At 33.8% G+C, this 17,352-nt stretch carries 14 protein-coding genes and 1 tRNA gene; 7 read left to right on the top strand and 8 right to left on the bottom strand.

Translation table 11 applies throughout. The features are described 5' to 3' along the window. The first annotated feature begins 12 nt into the window (after positions 1 to 12). Together cdaA and H5V42_RS12725 are read left to right on the top strand one after the other, a co-directional pair. Positions 13 to 798: a diadenylate cyclase CdaA gene (gene cdaA / locus H5V42_RS12730; RefSeq protein ID WP_185783555.1), complete on the top strand. Its 786-nt coding sequence runs from the start codon at positions 13 to 15 to the stop codon at positions 796 to 798. Beyond that, positions 798 to 1,613, top strand: coding sequence for a DUF3667 domain-containing protein (locus H5V42_RS12725; protein ID WP_185783554.1), 816 nt, complete (start codon positions 798 to 800; stop codon positions 1,611 to 1,613). The genes cdaA and H5V42_RS12725 overlap by 1 nt, the downstream gene beginning before the upstream one ends. Here the strand turns inward: H5V42_RS12725 and H5V42_RS12720 are convergent. Together H5V42_RS12720 and truA are read right to left on the bottom strand one after the other, a co-directional pair. Continuing rightward, positions 1,610 to 3,382: an ABC transporter ATP-binding protein gene (locus tag H5V42_RS12720; RefSeq protein WP_185783553.1), complete on the bottom strand. Its 1,773-nt coding sequence runs from the start codon at positions 3,380 to 3,382 to the stop codon at positions 1,610 to 1,612. The two genes, H5V42_RS12725 and H5V42_RS12720, sit on opposite strands and share 4 nt — an antisense overlap. Next, positions 3,379 to 4,122 carry a tRNA pseudouridine(38-40) synthase TruA gene (gene truA, locus H5V42_RS12715; RefSeq protein WP_185783552.1) on the bottom strand — a complete coding sequence of 248 codons (744 nt, stop codon included), beginning with the start codon at positions 4,120 to 4,122 and terminating at the stop codon, positions 3,379 to 3,381. The genes H5V42_RS12720 and truA overlap by 4 nt, the downstream gene beginning before the upstream one ends. An 88-nt stretch (positions 4,123 to 4,210) precedes the next feature. Here truA and H5V42_RS12710 point away from each other — a divergent pair, with 88 nt between their 5' ends. Next, entirely contained in the window at positions 4,211 to 4,705 is a 495-nt protein-coding gene (locus H5V42_RS12710) for a metallophosphoesterase family protein (RefSeq protein ID WP_185783551.1), read from the top strand. Continuing rightward, positions 4,702 to 5,625: an MBL fold metallo-hydrolase gene (locus H5V42_RS12705; RefSeq protein WP_185783550.1), complete on the top strand. Its 924-nt coding sequence runs from the start codon at positions 4,702 to 4,704 to the stop codon at positions 5,623 to 5,625. Before H5V42_RS12710 ends, H5V42_RS12705 begins: the two co-directional genes overlap by 4 nt. 59 nt (positions 5,626 to 5,684) lie before the next feature. On the opposite strand, the gene H5V42_RS12700 is transcribed toward H5V42_RS12705, so the two are convergent. After that, a complete protein-coding gene (locus H5V42_RS12700; RefSeq protein ID WP_185783549.1) occupies positions 5,685 to 6,095 on the bottom strand; it encodes a DUF4293 domain-containing protein in 411 nt (136 codons plus the stop codon). Positions 6,096 to 6,291: 196 nt separating this feature from the next. Here H5V42_RS12700 and rho point away from each other — a divergent pair, with 196 nt between their 5' ends. From rho to H5V42_RS12685, 3 genes are all read left to right on the top strand, one after another. After that, the gene (gene rho / locus H5V42_RS12695) at positions 6,292 to 7,968 is read left to right on the top strand and encodes a transcription termination factor Rho (RefSeq protein ID WP_185783548.1); all 1,677 of its coding nucleotides are present in this window, start codon (positions 6,292 to 6,294) and stop codon (positions 7,966 to 7,968) included. A 147-nt stretch (positions 7,969 to 8,115) separates the two neighbouring features. Further along, complete coding sequence (locus H5V42_RS12690) at positions 8,116 to 8,754, top strand: hypothetical protein (protein WP_185783547.1); 639 nt, start codon at positions 8,116 to 8,118, stop codon at positions 8,752 to 8,754. Between the two features lie 742 nt (positions 8,755 to 9,496). Beyond that, positions 9,497 to 10,153, top strand: a complete 657-nt coding sequence (locus H5V42_RS12685) for a hypothetical protein (RefSeq protein WP_206682545.1) — start codon at positions 9,497 to 9,499, stop codon at positions 10,151 to 10,153. A gap of 3 nt (positions 10,154 to 10,156) precedes the next feature. Here the strand turns inward: H5V42_RS12685 and H5V42_RS12680 are convergent, their stop codons facing one another. From H5V42_RS12680 to H5V42_RS12660, 5 genes are all read right to left on the bottom strand, one after another. Continuing rightward, complete coding sequence (locus tag H5V42_RS12680) at positions 10,157 to 12,229, bottom strand: SPOR domain-containing protein (RefSeq protein WP_185783545.1); 2,073 nt, start codon at positions 12,227 to 12,229, stop codon at positions 10,157 to 10,159. After that, positions 12,219 to 13,682 (bottom strand): hypothetical protein, encoded by a 1,464-nt coding sequence (locus tag H5V42_RS12675; RefSeq protein WP_185783544.1) that lies wholly within the window; start codon positions 13,680 to 13,682, stop codon positions 12,219 to 12,221. Before H5V42_RS12675 ends, H5V42_RS12680 begins: the two co-directional genes overlap by 11 nt. Beyond that, on the bottom strand, positions 13,682 to 16,774 hold the full coding sequence (locus H5V42_RS12670; protein ID WP_185783543.1) for a hypothetical protein: 3,093 nt from the start codon (positions 16,772 to 16,774) through the stop codon (positions 13,682 to 13,684). Before H5V42_RS12670 ends, H5V42_RS12675 begins: the two co-directional genes overlap by 1 nt. Before the next feature lie 175 nt (positions 16,775 to 16,949). Continuing rightward, positions 16,950 to 17,201 (bottom strand): 30S ribosomal protein S20, encoded by a 252-nt coding sequence (gene rpsT, locus H5V42_RS12665; RefSeq protein ID WP_185783605.1) that lies wholly within the window; start codon positions 17,199 to 17,201, stop codon positions 16,950 to 16,952. A gap of 64 nt (positions 17,202 to 17,265) precedes the next feature. Continuing rightward, a tRNA-Glu gene (locus H5V42_RS12660) sits at positions 17,266 to 17,337 on the bottom strand. Positions 17,338 to 17,352 lie beyond the last annotated feature (15 nt).

Below are 17,352 nucleotides of genomic sequence, written 5' to 3'. Positions count from 1 at the left end.
ATTTTTACACTGATGGATTTTCTCAACTTCCTAGATTTTAAGGTTACCGATTTTATAGATATAGTTCTCGTAGCAATTTTACTTTACTACGTGTACAAGTTGGTAAAAGGTACCGTTGCTATTAATATTTTTATTGGAATTGTTATTGTTTGGGTGCTTTGGAAACTAACTGAACTACTTCAAATGAAAATGATTAGCAGTGTTGTTGGCGGTTTTATGAATATTGGATTAATTGCCTTAATCATTGTTTTTCAACAAGAAATTCGCAAATTTTTACTGCTCATTGGCTCTACAAACTTTGCTTCTAAACGGAGTTTTGCTAAACACTTTAAGTTTTTAAAACAAGAAGCCATGCCTACTGATGTTGATATTGATGCAGTTATTGGCGCATGTAAAAACATGGGTATGAGCAAAACTGGTGCTATTCTGGTTATTGAACGCACCAATAGTCTAGATTTTGTAAAAAATACGGGGGACCAAATGAGTATTAAAATAACGCAACCCATTATTGAAAGTATTTTCTACAAAAACAGTCCATTGCATGATGGTGCTGCAATAATTCAAGATAATTTTATAACTGCAACACGTGTTATTCTGCCAGTTTCTAATGAGCGTAATATACCATTACGCTATGGCCTAAGACACCGTGCTGCCATTGGCATAACAGAAAAAACAGATGCTATTTGTTTGGTGGTGAGTGAAGAAACAGGAATGATTTCTTACATTAAAAATGGCGAATTTGTTCTTTATAAAAATCTTGAAGAACTTACCCAAACCATTAAAAAAGATATGAGTTAATGCAATGTAAAAATTGTGAAAACAGCTTAAGAACAGATTATAGTTACTGCCCTGACTGTGGAGCTAAAGTTATACGCAATAGAATCACCTTTAAAAATCTTTGGTATGACCTTGCTGAACGGTTTTTCAACGTGGATAATACTTTTTTAAAAACATTTATTGACTTATTTAAAAAACCTGAAATTGTTATTTCTGGATATATAGAAGGTGTTCGTAAAAAATATATGAACCCTATATCCTATTTTACTATTGCCCTGACCTTAGGTGGACTACTACTTATTTTTATGAAGAAGGATTTAATAGAATTAACAAACGCAGGACAAATGGCTGCTGGTGCTGATTCTGCTGCTGCACAAAATGCAATAATGCCTCAAGTTAAAAAATGGGTGGAGGCTATGTACGAATATCAAAACATTTTTTACCTTGCTTCTATCCCCTTTTTAGTGGTTATTTCTAGAGTAGTTTTTTGGAACCGCAAAAAATATAATCTAAGCGAACATTTTGTAATTAACCTCTACGCGTATTCACATATGTCTATTATTGTGAATACACTTTATCTCTTGAGTTCTTTTAATTCAAAAGTACTGATGATTGTTTCTCAGCTAAGCCTTGTAGGCTATGTGGCCTATTACGTGTACATGTTCAAAAGACTATTTAATTTGAACTGGCAATCTTTAGTCTTGAAAACACTGTTGTTCTTATGTATTCTAATGGTACTATTTATAATCTTCACCGTGGGAATTTCAATTTACATGTTTACACAACCAGAATTTTTGGAACAAATAAAAGCTGCTAAAGAAGCACAAGGGAGTTAAACCATTTCTTCTGCCATAAACTGAGCTTCGTATAAATCTCTATAATATCCTTTTTGCTCAAGTAACTCGCGATGATTACCCATTTCTACAATTTGACCCGCATCCATCACAAGAATTTTATCTGCTTTTCTAATTGTTGCCAATCTATGCGCTATAATAATGGAGGTTCTACCTTCTGTTATTTTATCTGTAGCTTGTTGTATTAATTGCTCAGAATAGGTGTCTACTGAAGATGTAGCTTCGTCTAAAACTAATATACTTGGGTTGCTTACATATGCTCTTAAAAATGCTATTAATTGGCGTTGCCCGCTAGAAAGCATAGTACCCCTTTCTTTTACATTGAAGGTATACCCACCAGGTAAACTTGAAATAAATTCATGCACCCCTATTTGTTTGGCTGCAGCCTCAATTTCGGTAACCGTTACCGCTTCATCTTTAAGCGAAATATTGTTAGCAATGGTATCTGCAAATAAGAATACATCTTGTAAAACTATTGCAATATGAGACCTCAGATTTTCTAATTGATAATCTTTAATAGCAACACCATCTATCAGAATTTCTCCCGAATTAATTTCATAAAATCTGTTCAATAGATTGATTATGGTTGATTTACCAGCGCCAGTAGCACCAACAATAGCAACAGTTTCCCCCTTATTTACTTTAAATGAAATTCCATGAAGTACTTCTTCATTTTCTGAATAACCAAATCGTACATTTTTAAATTCTATGGAACCTTGAATTAATTCTTTTACAACACGACCTTCATTTGGTATCTGGCTATCAGTATCTAAAATTTTAAATACCCTATTTGCTGCAACCATACCCATTTGTAGAGTATTAAATTTATCAGCAATTTGGCGTAGTGGTCTAAACAATAAATCAACAAAAAAGAAAAAAGCTACAATGCTACCCACGTTGGTGTCTGCTCCTAAACCTAAATTCTGCATTAAACCAAAATACACCACTAAACCTGTAGCAGCCGCTCCTAACAATTCTGCCACCGCAAAAAAGATACTATTGTACCAAACTGTTTTTAACCAAGCATTCTGATGTTTTTCATTAATTACTCTAAACTTTTCTTTTTCTAAAGTTTCTCTATTAAAAAGCTGAACAATTTTCATTCCTGAAATTCGCTCTTGAACAAAACTATTTAGATTAGACACTTGTGCTCTCACCTCTGTAAATGCAGCTTTCATTGCTTTTTGAAAAAGCCTGGTGGCGTACAAAATCAATGGTAAAATAGCAAATACGGTTACCGCCATTTGCCAATCAATGATAAGCATGGCTACTATGGCTGCTAACATTTTTAAGAGGTCTGCTACGATTACAAAGAAACCTTGACTAAAAATTTCTCCAATACGTTGCATATCTGCAACGGCTCTGGTTACCAAAACCCCAAGAGAAGATTTATCAAAATAGGTCATTTTAAAACCTAATATTTTTTGATACAATTCAATTCTAATATCTTTTATAACTGATTCGCCTAAAAGATTTGCGAAATACGTAAAGAGCAATTGAAAAACAACTTGGCCTATTAAAACGCCCAGCATAGCGATAATCAGAGTCAAAAGAAGCGCCTCATTTTTATCTGTAATTGCCTCATTAACTATCTTTCTAACTAGCAAAGGAATTGCAATCGCAAAACCTGCTTGTAATATTGCACTTAAGGCAGTAGTAAAAAGTACACTCTTATACGGCTTTGTTCTATTAAACACCCTTTTAAAAAGCCTATAGTCAAAGGCTTTGCCCATGTCTTTCTCTGCACTCATATAAAAATTTCTTCTGGGTAATCTACCTTTGTCAAATATAGCCCTTTTGCAGGCACTGAAACCCCAGCTTTACCCCTGTCTTTGCTTTTTATAACCTCATGAATCCATGCTACAGGTTTCTTTTCTAAGCCAATTTCAAGTAAGGTACCCACAATGGCTCTAACCATATTTCGCAAAAAACGGTCTGCGGTTATGGTAAATATCAATTTATCATTTGAAATTTTCCATTCTGCTTTGCTAATGCTACACAAATAGGTTTTTACATCAGTATTTGATTTAGAAAAACACTCAAAATCAGTGTAGGTTGCCAAAAGCTTTGAAGCAGCATTCATAGCCTTTACATTTAATTGTTCTCTAACTAAATGAGCACTATCCTTATAAAAAGGATTCTTTTGTTGCACTACCCAATAATCATAGCTTCTTGCTGTGGCATTAAAACGGGCGTGAGCTTCTGAATTTACTTTTCTAATGTTGATTACGGCAATATCTTCTGGTAAAAAAGCATTTAACCTATAAACCAATTGTTCTGAAAGTATAGCATTTTCATAATCAAAATGGGCGTACAATTGTTTGGCATGTACACCAGCATCTGTTCTACCAGCACCAACCACTTGCATGTTTGTTCTTAACAATGTAGATAGTGCTTCTTCTAAAACTTGCTGAACTGTGTTTGCATTGGGCTGCCGTTGCCAGCCATGATAACACTTTCCATCGTATGACAGTTCTATAAAGTACCTCAAAAAAGTTTAATTTATGAGAAGTGCCAAAGATACCTTAAACAAAAAAAAGACCTTTGGTGTACGGTTACTTTAGCATATTTTTAGCGTTATGACAAAAGTATTATTGCTTTCTGATACGCATAGTTATATTGATAACACCATTTTAAAATACGCAAAACAAGCTGATGAAATTTGGCATGCAGGTGATATTGGGAATCTTGCCGTTACTGATAAACTTAAAAAAATTGCACCCTTAAAAGGCGTTTATGGTAATATAGACGACCACAATATTCAAAAAGAATTTCCGGAGCACAATCGGTTTTTTTGTGAAGGAGTAGATGTTTGGATTACCCATATTGGTGGATATCCCCACAAATACAACATTCGGGTAAAAGATGAAATCAAGAAAAACCCTCCACGACTTTTTATTTGCGGTCACTCACATATATTAAAAGTGATGAATGATAAAAGTTTAGGGCTATTGCACATGAATCCAGGTGCTTGTGGTAAACATGGTTTTCATCAAGTGCGAACCATGCTACGATTTACAATTGATAAAGAAAATATTAGCAACTTAGAGGTAATTGAATTGGGTAAAAGATGAAAAAACTAGTAGCAATCCTATCATCATTAATTATTTTTTCTGGCTTCGCTCAAGAATCTAATGTTTCTCTTATCGTATTGGGTACCCTACAAGACGGAGGTAGTCCTCATATTGGGTGTAGTAAAAGTTGCTGTACTTTATTATTTGAAAATCCAGACCCAACTCGCAAAGTGGTTTCTTTAGGTATCTTAGATAGTACTAATCAAAAAACCTATCTGTTTGAAGCTACCCCAGATTTTAGCGCCCAATTGCAGCAACTACAACAACACTTAGAAGGTAATTTAAACACCCCTAATGGTATTTTTCTCACTCATGCTCATATTGGCCATTATACTGGTTTAATGTATTTAGGAAGAGAAGCTTTAGGTGCTAAAAATGTACCGGTTTATGCCATGCCAAAAATGAAACACTTTTTAGAAAACAATGGCCCTTGGAGTCAGCTTGTCTCTTTAAATAATATGAACTTACATCCACTAGCTGCAAATACTAAAATTCAACTTACCAATGCTTTAACAGTAGAACCTTTTTTAGTTCCACATAGAGATGAATTTTCAGAAACTATAGGTTATAAAGTTTACGGCCCAAACAAAACAGTTCTTTTTATTCCAGACATTGATAAATGGGCTAAATGGGAGAGTTCTATTGTAGAAGAAATTAAAAAGGTAGATTACGCTTTTATAGATGCCACCTTTTATAGTGGTGAAGAAATCAATAACAGGGCTATATCTGAAATACCTCATCCTTTTGTAATTGAAAGCATGGAACTTTTTAAAGAGCTTTCTAAAGTTGAGAAATCCAAAATTTATTTTACCCACTTTAATCATACCAATCCTTTGCTTAATAAGCAAAGCAAAGCTTACCAAGAAGTACTAATGGAAGGATATAAATTAGCTACCTATGGTTTGCGAATTAAACTCTAAAAACAAAAAAGCCCCTGAAATCAGGGGCTTTTTGCACTAATACTACTAAGATGTTAGGTTTAACGCAAACGATCAACAGATTTTACAAGATCTTCATCCTTTTTGATAGCCCTGTTTGCCAGGGATAGAAAAACGATAGAAAATACAGGAATCAGCATCCCAATACCCTTCTCAGAAACCGCCGTCTCTCCGGATAAATTTAGCGACCGGTAAACGAAAAATCCTAGTAAAAAAAGATTAACTATAAGGTTCAATCTGTTTAATACAAATTGATTTTGTCTCTTTTTAAACAAGAAAATTGAAAGTAAAGCCAGAACTGCAATTGCGTAAAAAACTATAGAAATTACTAGTTCATTGTTGGCAAAAATCTCACCATTTTCAGTCTCAACCCATAGATTTACAAAGAATGGTAAAACCGCATTCAAAACAATTACTATGGCCAGATATAACGTTTGTATACGCTGTATCATTATACAATCATTAAATTAGAGTGCAAAAATAAACCTCTTTTCGACAAATGACCCTTCTTGTTAAAAAATAATTTGTATACTTGCAGCGTAAAGGTTAAACACTTACCTCGGGATTTCTTTCCCAATAGTAACAACAACCAAAAGTTTACTTCTAAATAAACTCTTAACAACTAGTTTAATTTATTCTTACTGATTAATGTTCGAGATATCCGCTCTAAAAGCTAAAAAATTAGCTGAGTTGCATGAAATTGCAAAAGAATTGAACGTACCTAAGTTCAAATCACTAAAAAAACTTGATTTAGTCTATCAAATTTTAGACGTTCAAGCTTCAAATCCCAAAAAAGTAGAAGCTGCTGTAGAAGAAGCGAAAGTAGAAAATGCTGACGCTAAAAACACTAAGGCAACACCTGCTCCGAAAGAAGACAAGCCCAAACGCACTAGAACCCCTAGAAACCAAAGAAAGGATGATAGCGGCGACGACAATAAAAGTAGTGAACCAAAAAATCAAGACTCAAAAAGTATAGACCCAAAAAGTCAAGACCCGAAAAGTCAAGATAATAAAGGTCAAGCCAACAAAAGTCATGACAACAGACCACAGAAGAATGATAATTCTTCTGACAACAACACCAATAGAAACAATCCAAAAGGTCATCAGAGTAATCGTAGAAATCAACAAAATAATCGCAATACCAAGCGTGAAAAAAACAATAACTACGATAAAGATTTAAAGAATCGTTACAAAGAACCAGAATACGAATTTGACAGTATTATCACTAGTGAAGGTGTCTTAGACATTATGTCTGACGGCTATGGTTTTTTACGTTCTTCTGATTACAACTACCTTTCTTCACCAGATGATATTTATGTATCCCAATCACAAATTAGGTTATTTGGATTAAAAACTGGCGATACAGTTTTAGGTAATATTAGACCCCCAAAAGAAGGGGAGAAATACTTTCCTCTAATTAAAGTAAGTAAGATTAATGGCTTAGATCCACAAGTAGTTAGAGACCGCGTTTCTTTTGAGCATTTAACGCCATTATTCCCAAAAGAAAAATTTAATTTGGCAGATAAGCAGAGTACGCTTTCTACCCGAATTATTGACTTATTTTCTCCTTTAGGAAAAGGCCAAAGAGGTATGATTGTTGCCCAACCAAAAACGGGTAAAACAATGCTTTTAAAAGACATTGCAAATGCTATTGCTGCCAACCACCCCGAAGTATATCAAATTATCTTGTTGATAGATGAACGACCAGAAGAGGTTACTGATATGCAACGTAACGTACGCGGAGAGGTAGTAGCTTCAACATTTGATAAAGAAGCAACAGAACATGTACGTGTTGCTAACATAGTAATTGAGAAAGCAAAACGATTGGTAGAATGTGGGCATGATGTTGTTATTCTATTAGATTCTATTACACGTTTAGCTAGAGCTTATAATACCGTACAACCAGCCTCTGGTAAGGTACTTTCTGGTGGTGTTGATGCCAACGCATTGCACAAACCTAAACGTTTCTTTGGAGCAGCTCGTAATATTGAGAACGGTGGATCATTATCTATTATCGCAACTGCTTTAACTGAGACAGGTTCTAAAATGGATGAAGTTATTTTTGAAGAATTTAAAGGAACTGGTAATATGGAGTTACAGTTAGATAGAAGAATATCTAACCGTAGAATCTTCCCAGCTATTGATTTAATTTCTTCTTCCACTAGACGAGATGATTTATTGTTAGACGAACAAGCTGTTCAGCGTATGTGGATTTTACGTAAATACCTTGCTGATATGAACCCTGTTGAAGCTATGGAGTTTATAGAACAGCGTATGAAACAAACTAAGAATAACGAAGAGTTCTTACTTACAATGAACGAATAGTGTAAGCTTAAATAAAAATAAAGCAATAAAACTTTTTAGTTAACCCCAGCCAAAAGCTGGGGTTTTTTTATGTTTCTCTCATTTAGCTAAAAATGATATCTTTACGATGTTTCCCCGCAGTACAAACACTAATTTATATCTAAAATTATGAAGAACTTTAAATCTACTTTAGGGTTTCTCAGCTTGTTACTTTTTGTTACCAGCTGTCAAGAAAAACCTAAAGAAAACACTGCTGGGGAAGAAGAAAATACGCCCCCTACTGCCGAAGTAATGGCTCCAAAACAGCTTATCAGCTTGGATAAGGCCGACGAATTATTCAAAAACTACAAACAACGGAGGGCTGAAAGTATAATGAAGTTTGAGACTGAAATGCAAGAAGCTGGAGATAAGGCTTTTGTTCCCACCCAATTTGTAACCTTTGATATTAACGTAATGAAAGATTATATAGCGTTCGTTGAACAAGAGGCTAAAAAAGGAGGCACAACAGTTGACAGTTTACGCATTTATTTGGGTAATTACGGTGATTTGGAAAAAGGCTGGAAAAAGAAAAGACGTAATACCGTTTTTGTGGTTCCTGCAGCAAAAGCCGAAGGAGGATATGGCGGTATTTACATAGGTGACAATGGCAAAGCACTGTTAATGAGTAATTTCTTCAAAAAAGAGGAAGATGATGAACCAAAATCTGAAGCATCTTTTATTCCCAATTTCAATTCTTTCCTTTATGGCAATGGAAGTTTAATTTTAAATGATGCTAACAACCACCCACCACCATATGGTGATTTTTAATTTTTTAAACTAAAAGGTGATACTCGAATTTTTAAAAACACAATATTTTTTAATTTTTTATGGAATCACCTTTTTGTTTTCCATGATTCATTACCGAAAGTACTTTGATACCATTTTTAAGTATTTTCCAATATTTTTAGCCTATACTTTTTTCAATGAATTATTGGGTTATCTAATTTATAATTTTGAAGATTTTCAGCTAATATATCAGCCTGCGTACAGTCAAAGTACTGGTCTAATTTATAATATATATTATTTTTTCTTCTTTTCTTTTTTTTTAAAGGTCTACTATGATTTATTGATTCACCTGAAATTCAGAAGATTAATTGGCTATCTTTTTTTGGTTTTTATCATATTAAATGTCGTAAACTCTTATTATAGTAATCCTTTAAAAGAGAGCTTAGTTTTTGCTTTTGTTTTTGGCTGCTTATCTATTTCGGTTCTCGCCTTTATTCACTTAAAAGAAATATATACTACACAAAACATAACTTTAAGAAAGCACAATCTTGCCTATTGGATAAGTCTTGGAATAATTATTTTTCATTTGCCATATAGTGCTCTAAAACTATTTAGAGTTTATTATGTGAATTTATATTCACCCCATTTACACTATCTATTAATCGTTTTTATGTATTTATTATTCTCAATTGGTTTTTTTAAATGTAGTAGAAAAGCATTTAGATAAATACAATCATAATACCCATCTATCTTTAATTTAGAATATTAAAACTTTGTAGCGCTCTTGATTATACTTGTATTTTATATGTTAGCTTTAGTTACCTCATTGGTAACCTATAAACGCTTTTACGATACACCTCTTGGGTTTTTTCCATTACTTATTGCCTATACCTTTTTTAATGAACTATTAGGGTTTTTAGTAATTAACTTTGAAGCGTTTTCATTTTTTGAAGAAACAGAAAATGATTGGCACAATGTTGTAATCTATAACATATACAGCCTTTTTTTTTATGGGTATTTGTATTGGGTATATCATGGCGTTTTAAAATCAAAAAAACATCGCAAACTTGTAAAAGTATTTGCAATAATAACCTATGTGGGCTATGCTGTTTCCTTACTATTTCAAGACCCTTTTCATTCTGACTTGTATTATGCGGAATGTTTAAATTCTATTCTAATAAATACCCTAATTGTAATTCACTTTAGAAAGCTTAAAAAACTAAATGTTGTTCAACCCAGCAAATACAATCTTATGGTATGGTTTAATGCCGGTATGTTTTTGTTTCACTTATACTACCCATTTTATTTACTTAATGGTTATTTAAATGTAGATTTTTTCTTGACTTATGAACTTCGGAAAATTTTGTGGATTGTGGTAAGTATTATGTATTTGTTATTTACCGTTGGCTTTTTGTTAAATAAAAGAAGAGCTTTTGCTTAACATCTACTTTCTAAGTAGCCAAGAATCTAATCCGGCTTGTTTTATTTTTTCTTTTGCTGGTATAATAAGTGAATTGTTTGAATACGGGCCATCAACTAAATAAAATAACCCCTTAGGCTTATCAAAATAACAAGACACTTGTAAATTGTGATGTTGTAAACGTTGCTGCTCGTTTTTAGCATTAGCTTGCTCCTTAAAAACACCAATGACCAAATAGTATCCAGAATCCCATTTATCTTCAAACCAACTTAGTTTTTTTGGCTTTGCCGTATCGATACTTTTATCAGTAGTATTAACTACATTAATATTCTGTTTTTCGTGAACTATACTAGAGGTTATTTTCGTTGTTGACTCATTAACCTCTGCCTTTTGATTATCAGCTAATTGCTTTTCTACTTCTGACTTCTTTAATTTATCGTCTGACAAATTTATCCCATCTGACTTTACAACCTTTTCATTCTTTTTTTCACTATTGTTAAGGTTGTAACTATTCTCAACTGAATTAAATTCCTGATTAGGCCTCATGCCTATTGCTTCAAAAGCTTTTAAAACCAATTTAGGTTTGCCTTCTGTGGTAAACAAACCCATATTTTTTTGAGGAAGTGTTTTCCATGGTAAAACACCAAAAACCTTTTTAGGCAATTCGGGAAAATCATATAATGTCCAAGCAATAAAATGCTTTTCTCCTGCATCAATTTTATCTAAGATTGTTTTATAATGTTCTAATTGCTCTTCTTCAGAATTTCCAAAAATTAACTTTTTATAGCTATGCAAACCAAATTCACCCACAACTACCGGTTTATCAGAAAAACTAGACCATTTTTCATATGTTCTATTAAATCGATTTACATCCTCATAAAAATGAAACGTAAATACATCGGTAGTACTAGATTCTGCAAAATGCGGATGTGGATGTAACCAACCTATAGTACTTAGGTGATTGGGGTCATAAAATTGTAGCCTCTGTATTGCAAAATTTAACCAAGAGGTCAGCTGTTCTTCTGAATGCACCTGCATATCTAAATCGGCTTCGTTTTTAATATCCCAAGCTAATATTGCAGGGTGCTCTTTAAACGGAGCTACCACTCCTTTTAAATGTTGTTCTGTTAATGTCCAATTTATAATGTCGTAGTTTCCAAAAAAATCAAAAAGAGTTACTACAAGTTTTAGATTGTTTTGTTGCGCTAAATCAAGGGTTTGTTTTAGTTGATTTACCATTTTTGCATCAACCTCTTCTTTACCAAAGTCATTGAAATTGACAAATACTCTAGCAGTATTAAATCCTAAACTATCTAACAGTCGAAAGTCTTGCGCAATGATGGTGTCGTTAAATTTATCACCATACATCTCCCAAGGGGTATCTTTGGGATAATAGTTAATGCCTCGTATGTAAAAGGGTTTATGATTTAATAGTAACTGCTTACCCTTACGTTGAACAATATTTTCTTCTACTGTCTTTATCCTTTGTTTGTCAATCAAAGTGGTATCGTTTCTTACCATATGACGAATACGCCAAAAACCGTCTTCGAGCAACATAACAATTTTGTAATTGGAGTACACATCTTGCTGAGTAATTAAAGAATCGTTTTGATAAATTTTATAAATTTCGTGAACGTTCTTATCATCAAAAGCTACCAACTTACCATCTGCCGAGAAAAAATTAATGTCGATATTATGATTTAAGGTGGTTCCATGAACGGTTAGATTATTCTCTTTATTAAAATCAATAATCTTAAATAGATTTACTCTTGAGCTATCAGTAAAAAAGTCAGCAATTCCCTTTTTTGTGTTTACAGACTGACTTAAATTTTTAACGTACCAGGAATCGGAATAATCTCTTTGTACTTCACCTTGATTCTTGGCTATAAATTCTCTTCCTGGGTTATCTAAATTCACCCAATTAAACACGGGTTTGTAATAATCATTAACCTTTAACACCTTGGCCATCATTTGCTCTCTGTCAGCACCTGATTTTACAAAGGCAATTACACTACTAATACCCCTGAGAATAAACAAATTAGCAATAACGAATACTGCAATTACTCCTACCCTATATACTGTTCTATTAATCTTCACTAAACAAGGGTATTTGGTGTTGTTCTTGAACGCCTAATGTTTCTATTTGTAACTCATAATCTCCTGGCGGGTAGTAAAAATCTCTAAGTATAAAATACGTTACTCCACCTACCGTACCTTGGTTGATTTCTTCCGCTTTTCCTTCGCCTTTAATTAAGAGTTTTACTTTGGTGCCGTTAGGTACTAATTGGCCCATGTAACTTTTTATTGGGCCAACTTTTATTTTTCTACCGTGGTTTAAAAAGTCAACAGGAAATTCAGCTACTATTTGTTCAAAGTCAATTTGTAACAAATCACTTTGTGCTAGTCCAGGGATAAAGGCCTGAATTTGCCAAGATTCTTCTGAATAGGGGTGTTGTATTTTGGTCGTAGCAATACCTTTTACCGTTTTTGCGTAGGCAGCTAGTTGCTTTCCCGTATTTGTTTTAATTTGAAAGTGGACAACAGTACCATTTTGAACGGTATTCCCAAAAATATCTGTGATTATTGAGGTCTGCACGGTAACCACCTCATTACCATCGGCAAAATTATGCTCTTTGCTTTGTGTTAGCGTAAAGTCTTTAGGAGTATAAGGGTAAATATCAGAAGTCTTTTCTTTGGTGGTTATTCCATTACGGGAGTTCATGCTCACTGTAATTTTACCAGTTTGATTGTAAGAGTAAAACCGTTTAAACGATACTAAGTCAAACGTTTCTTGCAAATGCATTTTCTGCATTTCTTTAAAATTTTCATGAACCGTTATCGGCGTATTATCTGGCATAGGATTGTCAAATTCATCCACAGGAACTACGGTCAACATACTAAAATCTACACCGCCTGCTAAAATGATTCTTGGCCCAAAATAAGACTCAATAAAATCGATATTTTCTTCCTTAGTAACTACTTGTAGACTGTCTTTTAGAATACTTTTTTCGCCATACAAAAGATGAATGGTATAATCCCCAATTTTTTGGGTAATAAAATCAGGAGTTTCATATACTAATTTACCGTCTTGAACAGTGTCTTTTACCACAATAGAACCATAACTTGAAGCATACATTACTGTTATGGGAATAGTATTGTAACATTCCATTTCATAGGTTGCTAGATGAGTTTGATTAACTTCGATTAATTTCTCAGAGTTGGAAACCACTTCGCATTCAAACGTTTTATAGGTTTTTTTCTGGTAAATTACCTTGTCTGTACTTGTTGTTTTTTTTACAACTATAAAGAGAAATAAGCCCAAAATTATACTCGATGTTATGCCAACTACTCTTGAAAATGGTGAAAGCTTTTTATAATCTTTAAACGGATAGTTTAAAATACGTTTTATAACTAATGCATTAACCCAAATAAACTTAAACGGCCACAATAGCCATGCACGGCGATATAGGACTTTTCTTCGCTTTTTTATTTTATTACGAAAATCTTGTACCCGTTCAAAAATAGCGGTTATGGTTGGGGGTAATTGCATTAATCTGGTGAACCTATATAGTTATTGACTTCAATTTTTATTTTTGAATAGATATCTCCGTTAACCGGAATTAAGTCAGTATAAAAGAGAGAATCTTTGCGGTGTGCAAGGTATTTTTGTTTGATATCATCATTAGGTAGGCCATTAACAAACCAGTTATCTTCTTTTTGTGGATAGGTGTAATGACAATCAAATTTTTTAAGTCTGAATTCAAACGGACTCTTACGTTGAGGCCGTGTGGCTACCATAACTACAACATCTTCTACCCATACCAGCTCATTATTATCGTTATAATAAGACACTAAAAGCTGCGGTATGGTAACATCTGAAATTCCATAATTATAAAGATAGCCCGTAATAACATCACCTTGAATGTTTAAATCATTTACGCCAATTTCTCTATACAAATCTTGACTTGTTTGGTTAGCCGAAGCCTGAAGGTCAAAAACAGCAGGTACATCTTCCCAAATCATTGGGGTAAATGTATCTGGTTCAAATACTTGAGGCATACTATCTTTAATTTTCTGCCATGCAACAGCCTCAAAATGAATTTTAAAAGCTGAAACCTCTTTGGGCAAAAGTTTGTGTTTTATAGTATTCTGAGCATTGTATACCCCTATCTCCTTAAAATCAGCCGTGTAAATGGTGGATTTCAAATCTAAATCAGCAGGCAAATTGTCTATATTCTGAACTCTTCCAATGATGTAGAATTGATTATCATTCTCTACCATCTTTGCCTCTAAAATTTCCACTACGGGTTGGGGTACAATATCTTCATGAAAGGTTTGTTGCGTAGTAACTCTTCGCCTACCGTGATTTTTATACTTAGGTTCTCCAATACTAAACAATTGATCGTTTGGTATATCAACATCAAAGACCTCTGGAACAATATACCATTTGTTGTCTTTCTTTTTATTAAGTTCAACAACCGCGGTGTCTTTTACATAGGTTAATGGGGTAATATATTCTGTAAACACCTTTGCTTTAGCATGATTTTTAGTGCGTTCAAATATTTCAAAATCTACCGCATTTAATTTACCGTAAGAACTCAATAAACCATCACTAACAGATGTTTCTAACATAAACTGGTCAAATGTTTTACCGTAATCTGGGTCATAGTAAGAATGTGCTTTTTTAAAGCGTTTAAAATCTAAATCGTCATGGTAAGCTAAGATTACATTCTCAGGTGAAATTTGTTCTTGACTCTGTATAAAAAACAGGTAAATACCAAAGAGAATCATCCCGGTTGTGAATACAAACCAACCCCCAAGAAGCAAACCAAGTTTGGGTTTAAAACTTTTGGGTACCATTTTAAATTTATCATATGGATTTGAGTCTACTGGTCTAAGCTTTAACGCTGAAATAATTATAATTCTAATATTTACAAATAAGGCAATTAACACTGTGGCTACGGGTATGGTACCCCACATAATCCGTTGCCATCTAGGATAATCTTTATAAGGTTTAATATCTGGTATGGGTTGTACCCCGAGCCTTTGCCATACTGCAATGCCATTAGCTAATGGTTTAATACGTTCCCAACCACAGAAATAAAGTATAGGGTCGTAAAACTTATCATTAGAGAAAATAAATTTAATGTTGTATTTATTAGGTACTGTTAAAAACTGCTGAAGTGAGCCTAAACCTTCTACCCCTAAAAATTTGGCGTTTTCTAAGCGTTCTACCGCTCTAGTGGTAAGTTCTGGTAACCTTCTAGCAGAATGGTAGTTTCCATCTATTTGCATGGCGTGAGTGTTTGCAGAAAGCCACGCCATTTGGTCTCCAAATCCTAGGGTCATATACCGCCATTTGTAATGCTCGTCTGCAGATAAAAAATTTATAATTGGCAGCATATTTATTTTCTGCGGTTGCAGCGGTTTAAAATACCCCAGATTAATGATGGATACCGCGTTAAAAATGATTAGAAATGCCACAATTCCACCTAATGCTCTATGCGCAACATTACCCAGCTTACGTTGTATTAGCTCCTTAAAATCTGTATGCGCAAAACGGTATAAAAACTCACCGTATATAGGTAAGGCCATAATAGAACCCCAAAGTGTAAAACGGTCAAGGGTTAAAATATTAAATGCATTAGAGCCTAAAATCATTTCTGGTAAAGGGGTTGTTCCACCAGTACCTAGCAATGCAAGCATGGCAAAAGAGAGTCCAAAAAATATGTATCGTTTAGAAAAAAATCTGTAGAATAAATACGGAAAAATAAACATTAAAAAACCCCACGGAATTATAAAAAAAGCTAATCCGGAAGAGGTAACTTCTAAAAAACTATCTCTTGAACCATGCGGAATTGGCACCTGTGTAATAGGTTCCTTCATAGTAGTTATCCAATAAGGTAGTATTAAAACAATAAGGCAAAAAACTACAGATAACCCAAATATTACAATTCTTGGTAAACAAGGTTTCAATGCCTCCATAAAATGTTTTAAACGAACGGCTTTAAAACTGCCAGCTATTTCGGAGGCATAATCCATAACTACTGTACCCATTAATGGCAGAATAAAAAACACCATTCCAAAAAGAGGGGTAACATGGTGAGAAGTTATGGTAAACGCCATCATAGACATACAGGCTATGTAATGTTTTACCTTACCTGTGCTAATGTATTTATACACTTCGGGCATTGCATGCATTAACATAGACACACCAAATAGGCTGGGGAGTTGTCCAAAAACATGAAGCGTTTCAATAAAAGATGAAGAAAAAACTGCTATTAGTGCCGTAAAGCCTGCAATATCTCTATTACCCGTCATCATTTTACCATAACGATAGGCACCTGTGGTAAATAGAATAATAGCTACAAAGCTACAGACGAACAAACCAAACTTTAGGCCACCTATATAAGAAAACAAACCAATTAGTTGGTGTACTAATGGTGGATACGTCATTACACTAAACCCAGTATACCATCTTGGCTCCCACGGGTTCCACCAACTTTTTGCATAATGGTCAGCAAAAAATAAGTGAATTAGCGCATCATATGTTTTTTCTATGGTGAAGAATACTCCGGCACCATGAAAAATTAACGCCAATATGAGCGCAATTACTAGATATTTATTTGTTTTTATTCGCATTGCTATAATAGAACGCAAAATTAAAGTGAATCGTTATAATTCAATTTCACTCTTACAGCCCTACACAACTATTTTGTAGGATTTTACAACATTTTTATTTTCAAATCTTGAAATAAGACCAAAAAAAAGCCCTAACTGCGAAGCAATTAGGGCTCAAAATTTTTTAAAAACAGAATTACATAGCAGCAACTTTGCTCGCTAACTTACTTTTTAAGTTAGCAGCTTTGTTTTTATGAATAATGTTCTTCTTGGCTAATTTATCAATCATACCAACTACAGTTGGTAATAAAGTCTCAGCTTCTTTTTTATCTTCTTCATTACGTAATTTCTTAATTGCATTACGCACAGTTTTGTGCTGATATCTATTACGTAAACGTACTGCTTCGTTTCTTCTAATTCTTTTTAATGCTGACTTGTGATTCGCCATTTTTTCTGTTTCTATTTTTTGTTTGGATTTTGAATTGATTTTCAAAAACCGTATTAACCTTTTGTAGCCCGTAGGGGAATCGAACCCCTGTTACCAGGATGAAAACCTGGCGTCCTAACCCCTAGACGAACGGGCCATTATTTTTAAACGT

It is taken from the genome of Croceivirga lutea, from assembly GCF_014235875.1.
Classification (GTDB): Bacteria; Bacteroidota; Bacteroidia; order Flavobacteriales; family Flavobacteriaceae; genus Croceivirga; species Croceivirga lutea.
The sequence above is the reverse complement of the archived record's forward strand: the minus strand, read 5'-3'. Positions and strand labels throughout refer to the sequence as shown.

Coding starts and splice junctions, on each gene's coding strand:
- cdaA (WP_185783555.1), top strand. CDS start 13: ATGGATTTTCTCAACTTCCTAGATTTTAAGGTTACCGATTTTATAGAT.
- H5V42_RS12725 (WP_185783554.1), top strand. CDS start 798: ATGCAATGTAAAAATTGTGAAAACAGCTTAAGAACAGATTATAGTTAC.
- H5V42_RS12720 (WP_185783553.1), bottom strand. CDS start 3,382: ATGAGTGCAGAGAAAGACATGGGCAAAGCCTTTGACTATAGGCTTTTT.
- H5V42_RS12710 (WP_185783551.1), top strand. CDS start 4,211: ATGACAAAAGTATTATTGCTTTCTGATACGCATAGTTATATTGATAAC.
- H5V42_RS12705 (WP_185783550.1), top strand. CDS start 4,702: ATGAAAAAACTAGTAGCAATCCTATCATCATTAATTATTTTTTCTGGC.
- H5V42_RS12700 (WP_185783549.1), bottom strand. CDS start 6,095: ATGATACAGCGTATACAAACGTTATATCTGGCCATAGTAATTGTTTTG.
- rho (WP_185783548.1), top strand. CDS start 6,292: ATGTTCGAGATATCCGCTCTAAAAGCTAAAAAATTAGCTGAGTTGCAT.
- H5V42_RS12690 (WP_185783547.1), top strand. CDS start 8,116: ATGAAGAACTTTAAATCTACTTTAGGGTTTCTCAGCTTGTTACTTTTT.
- H5V42_RS12675 (WP_185783544.1), bottom strand. CDS start 13,682: ATGCAATTACCCCCAACCATAACCGCTATTTTTGAACGGGTACAAGAT.
- H5V42_RS12670 (WP_185783543.1), bottom strand. CDS start 16,774: ATGCGAATAAAAACAAATAAATATCTAGTAATTGCGCTCATATTGGCG.
- rpsT (WP_185783605.1), bottom strand. CDS start 17,201: ATGGCGAATCACAAGTCAGCATTAAAAAGAATTAGAAGAAACGAAGCA.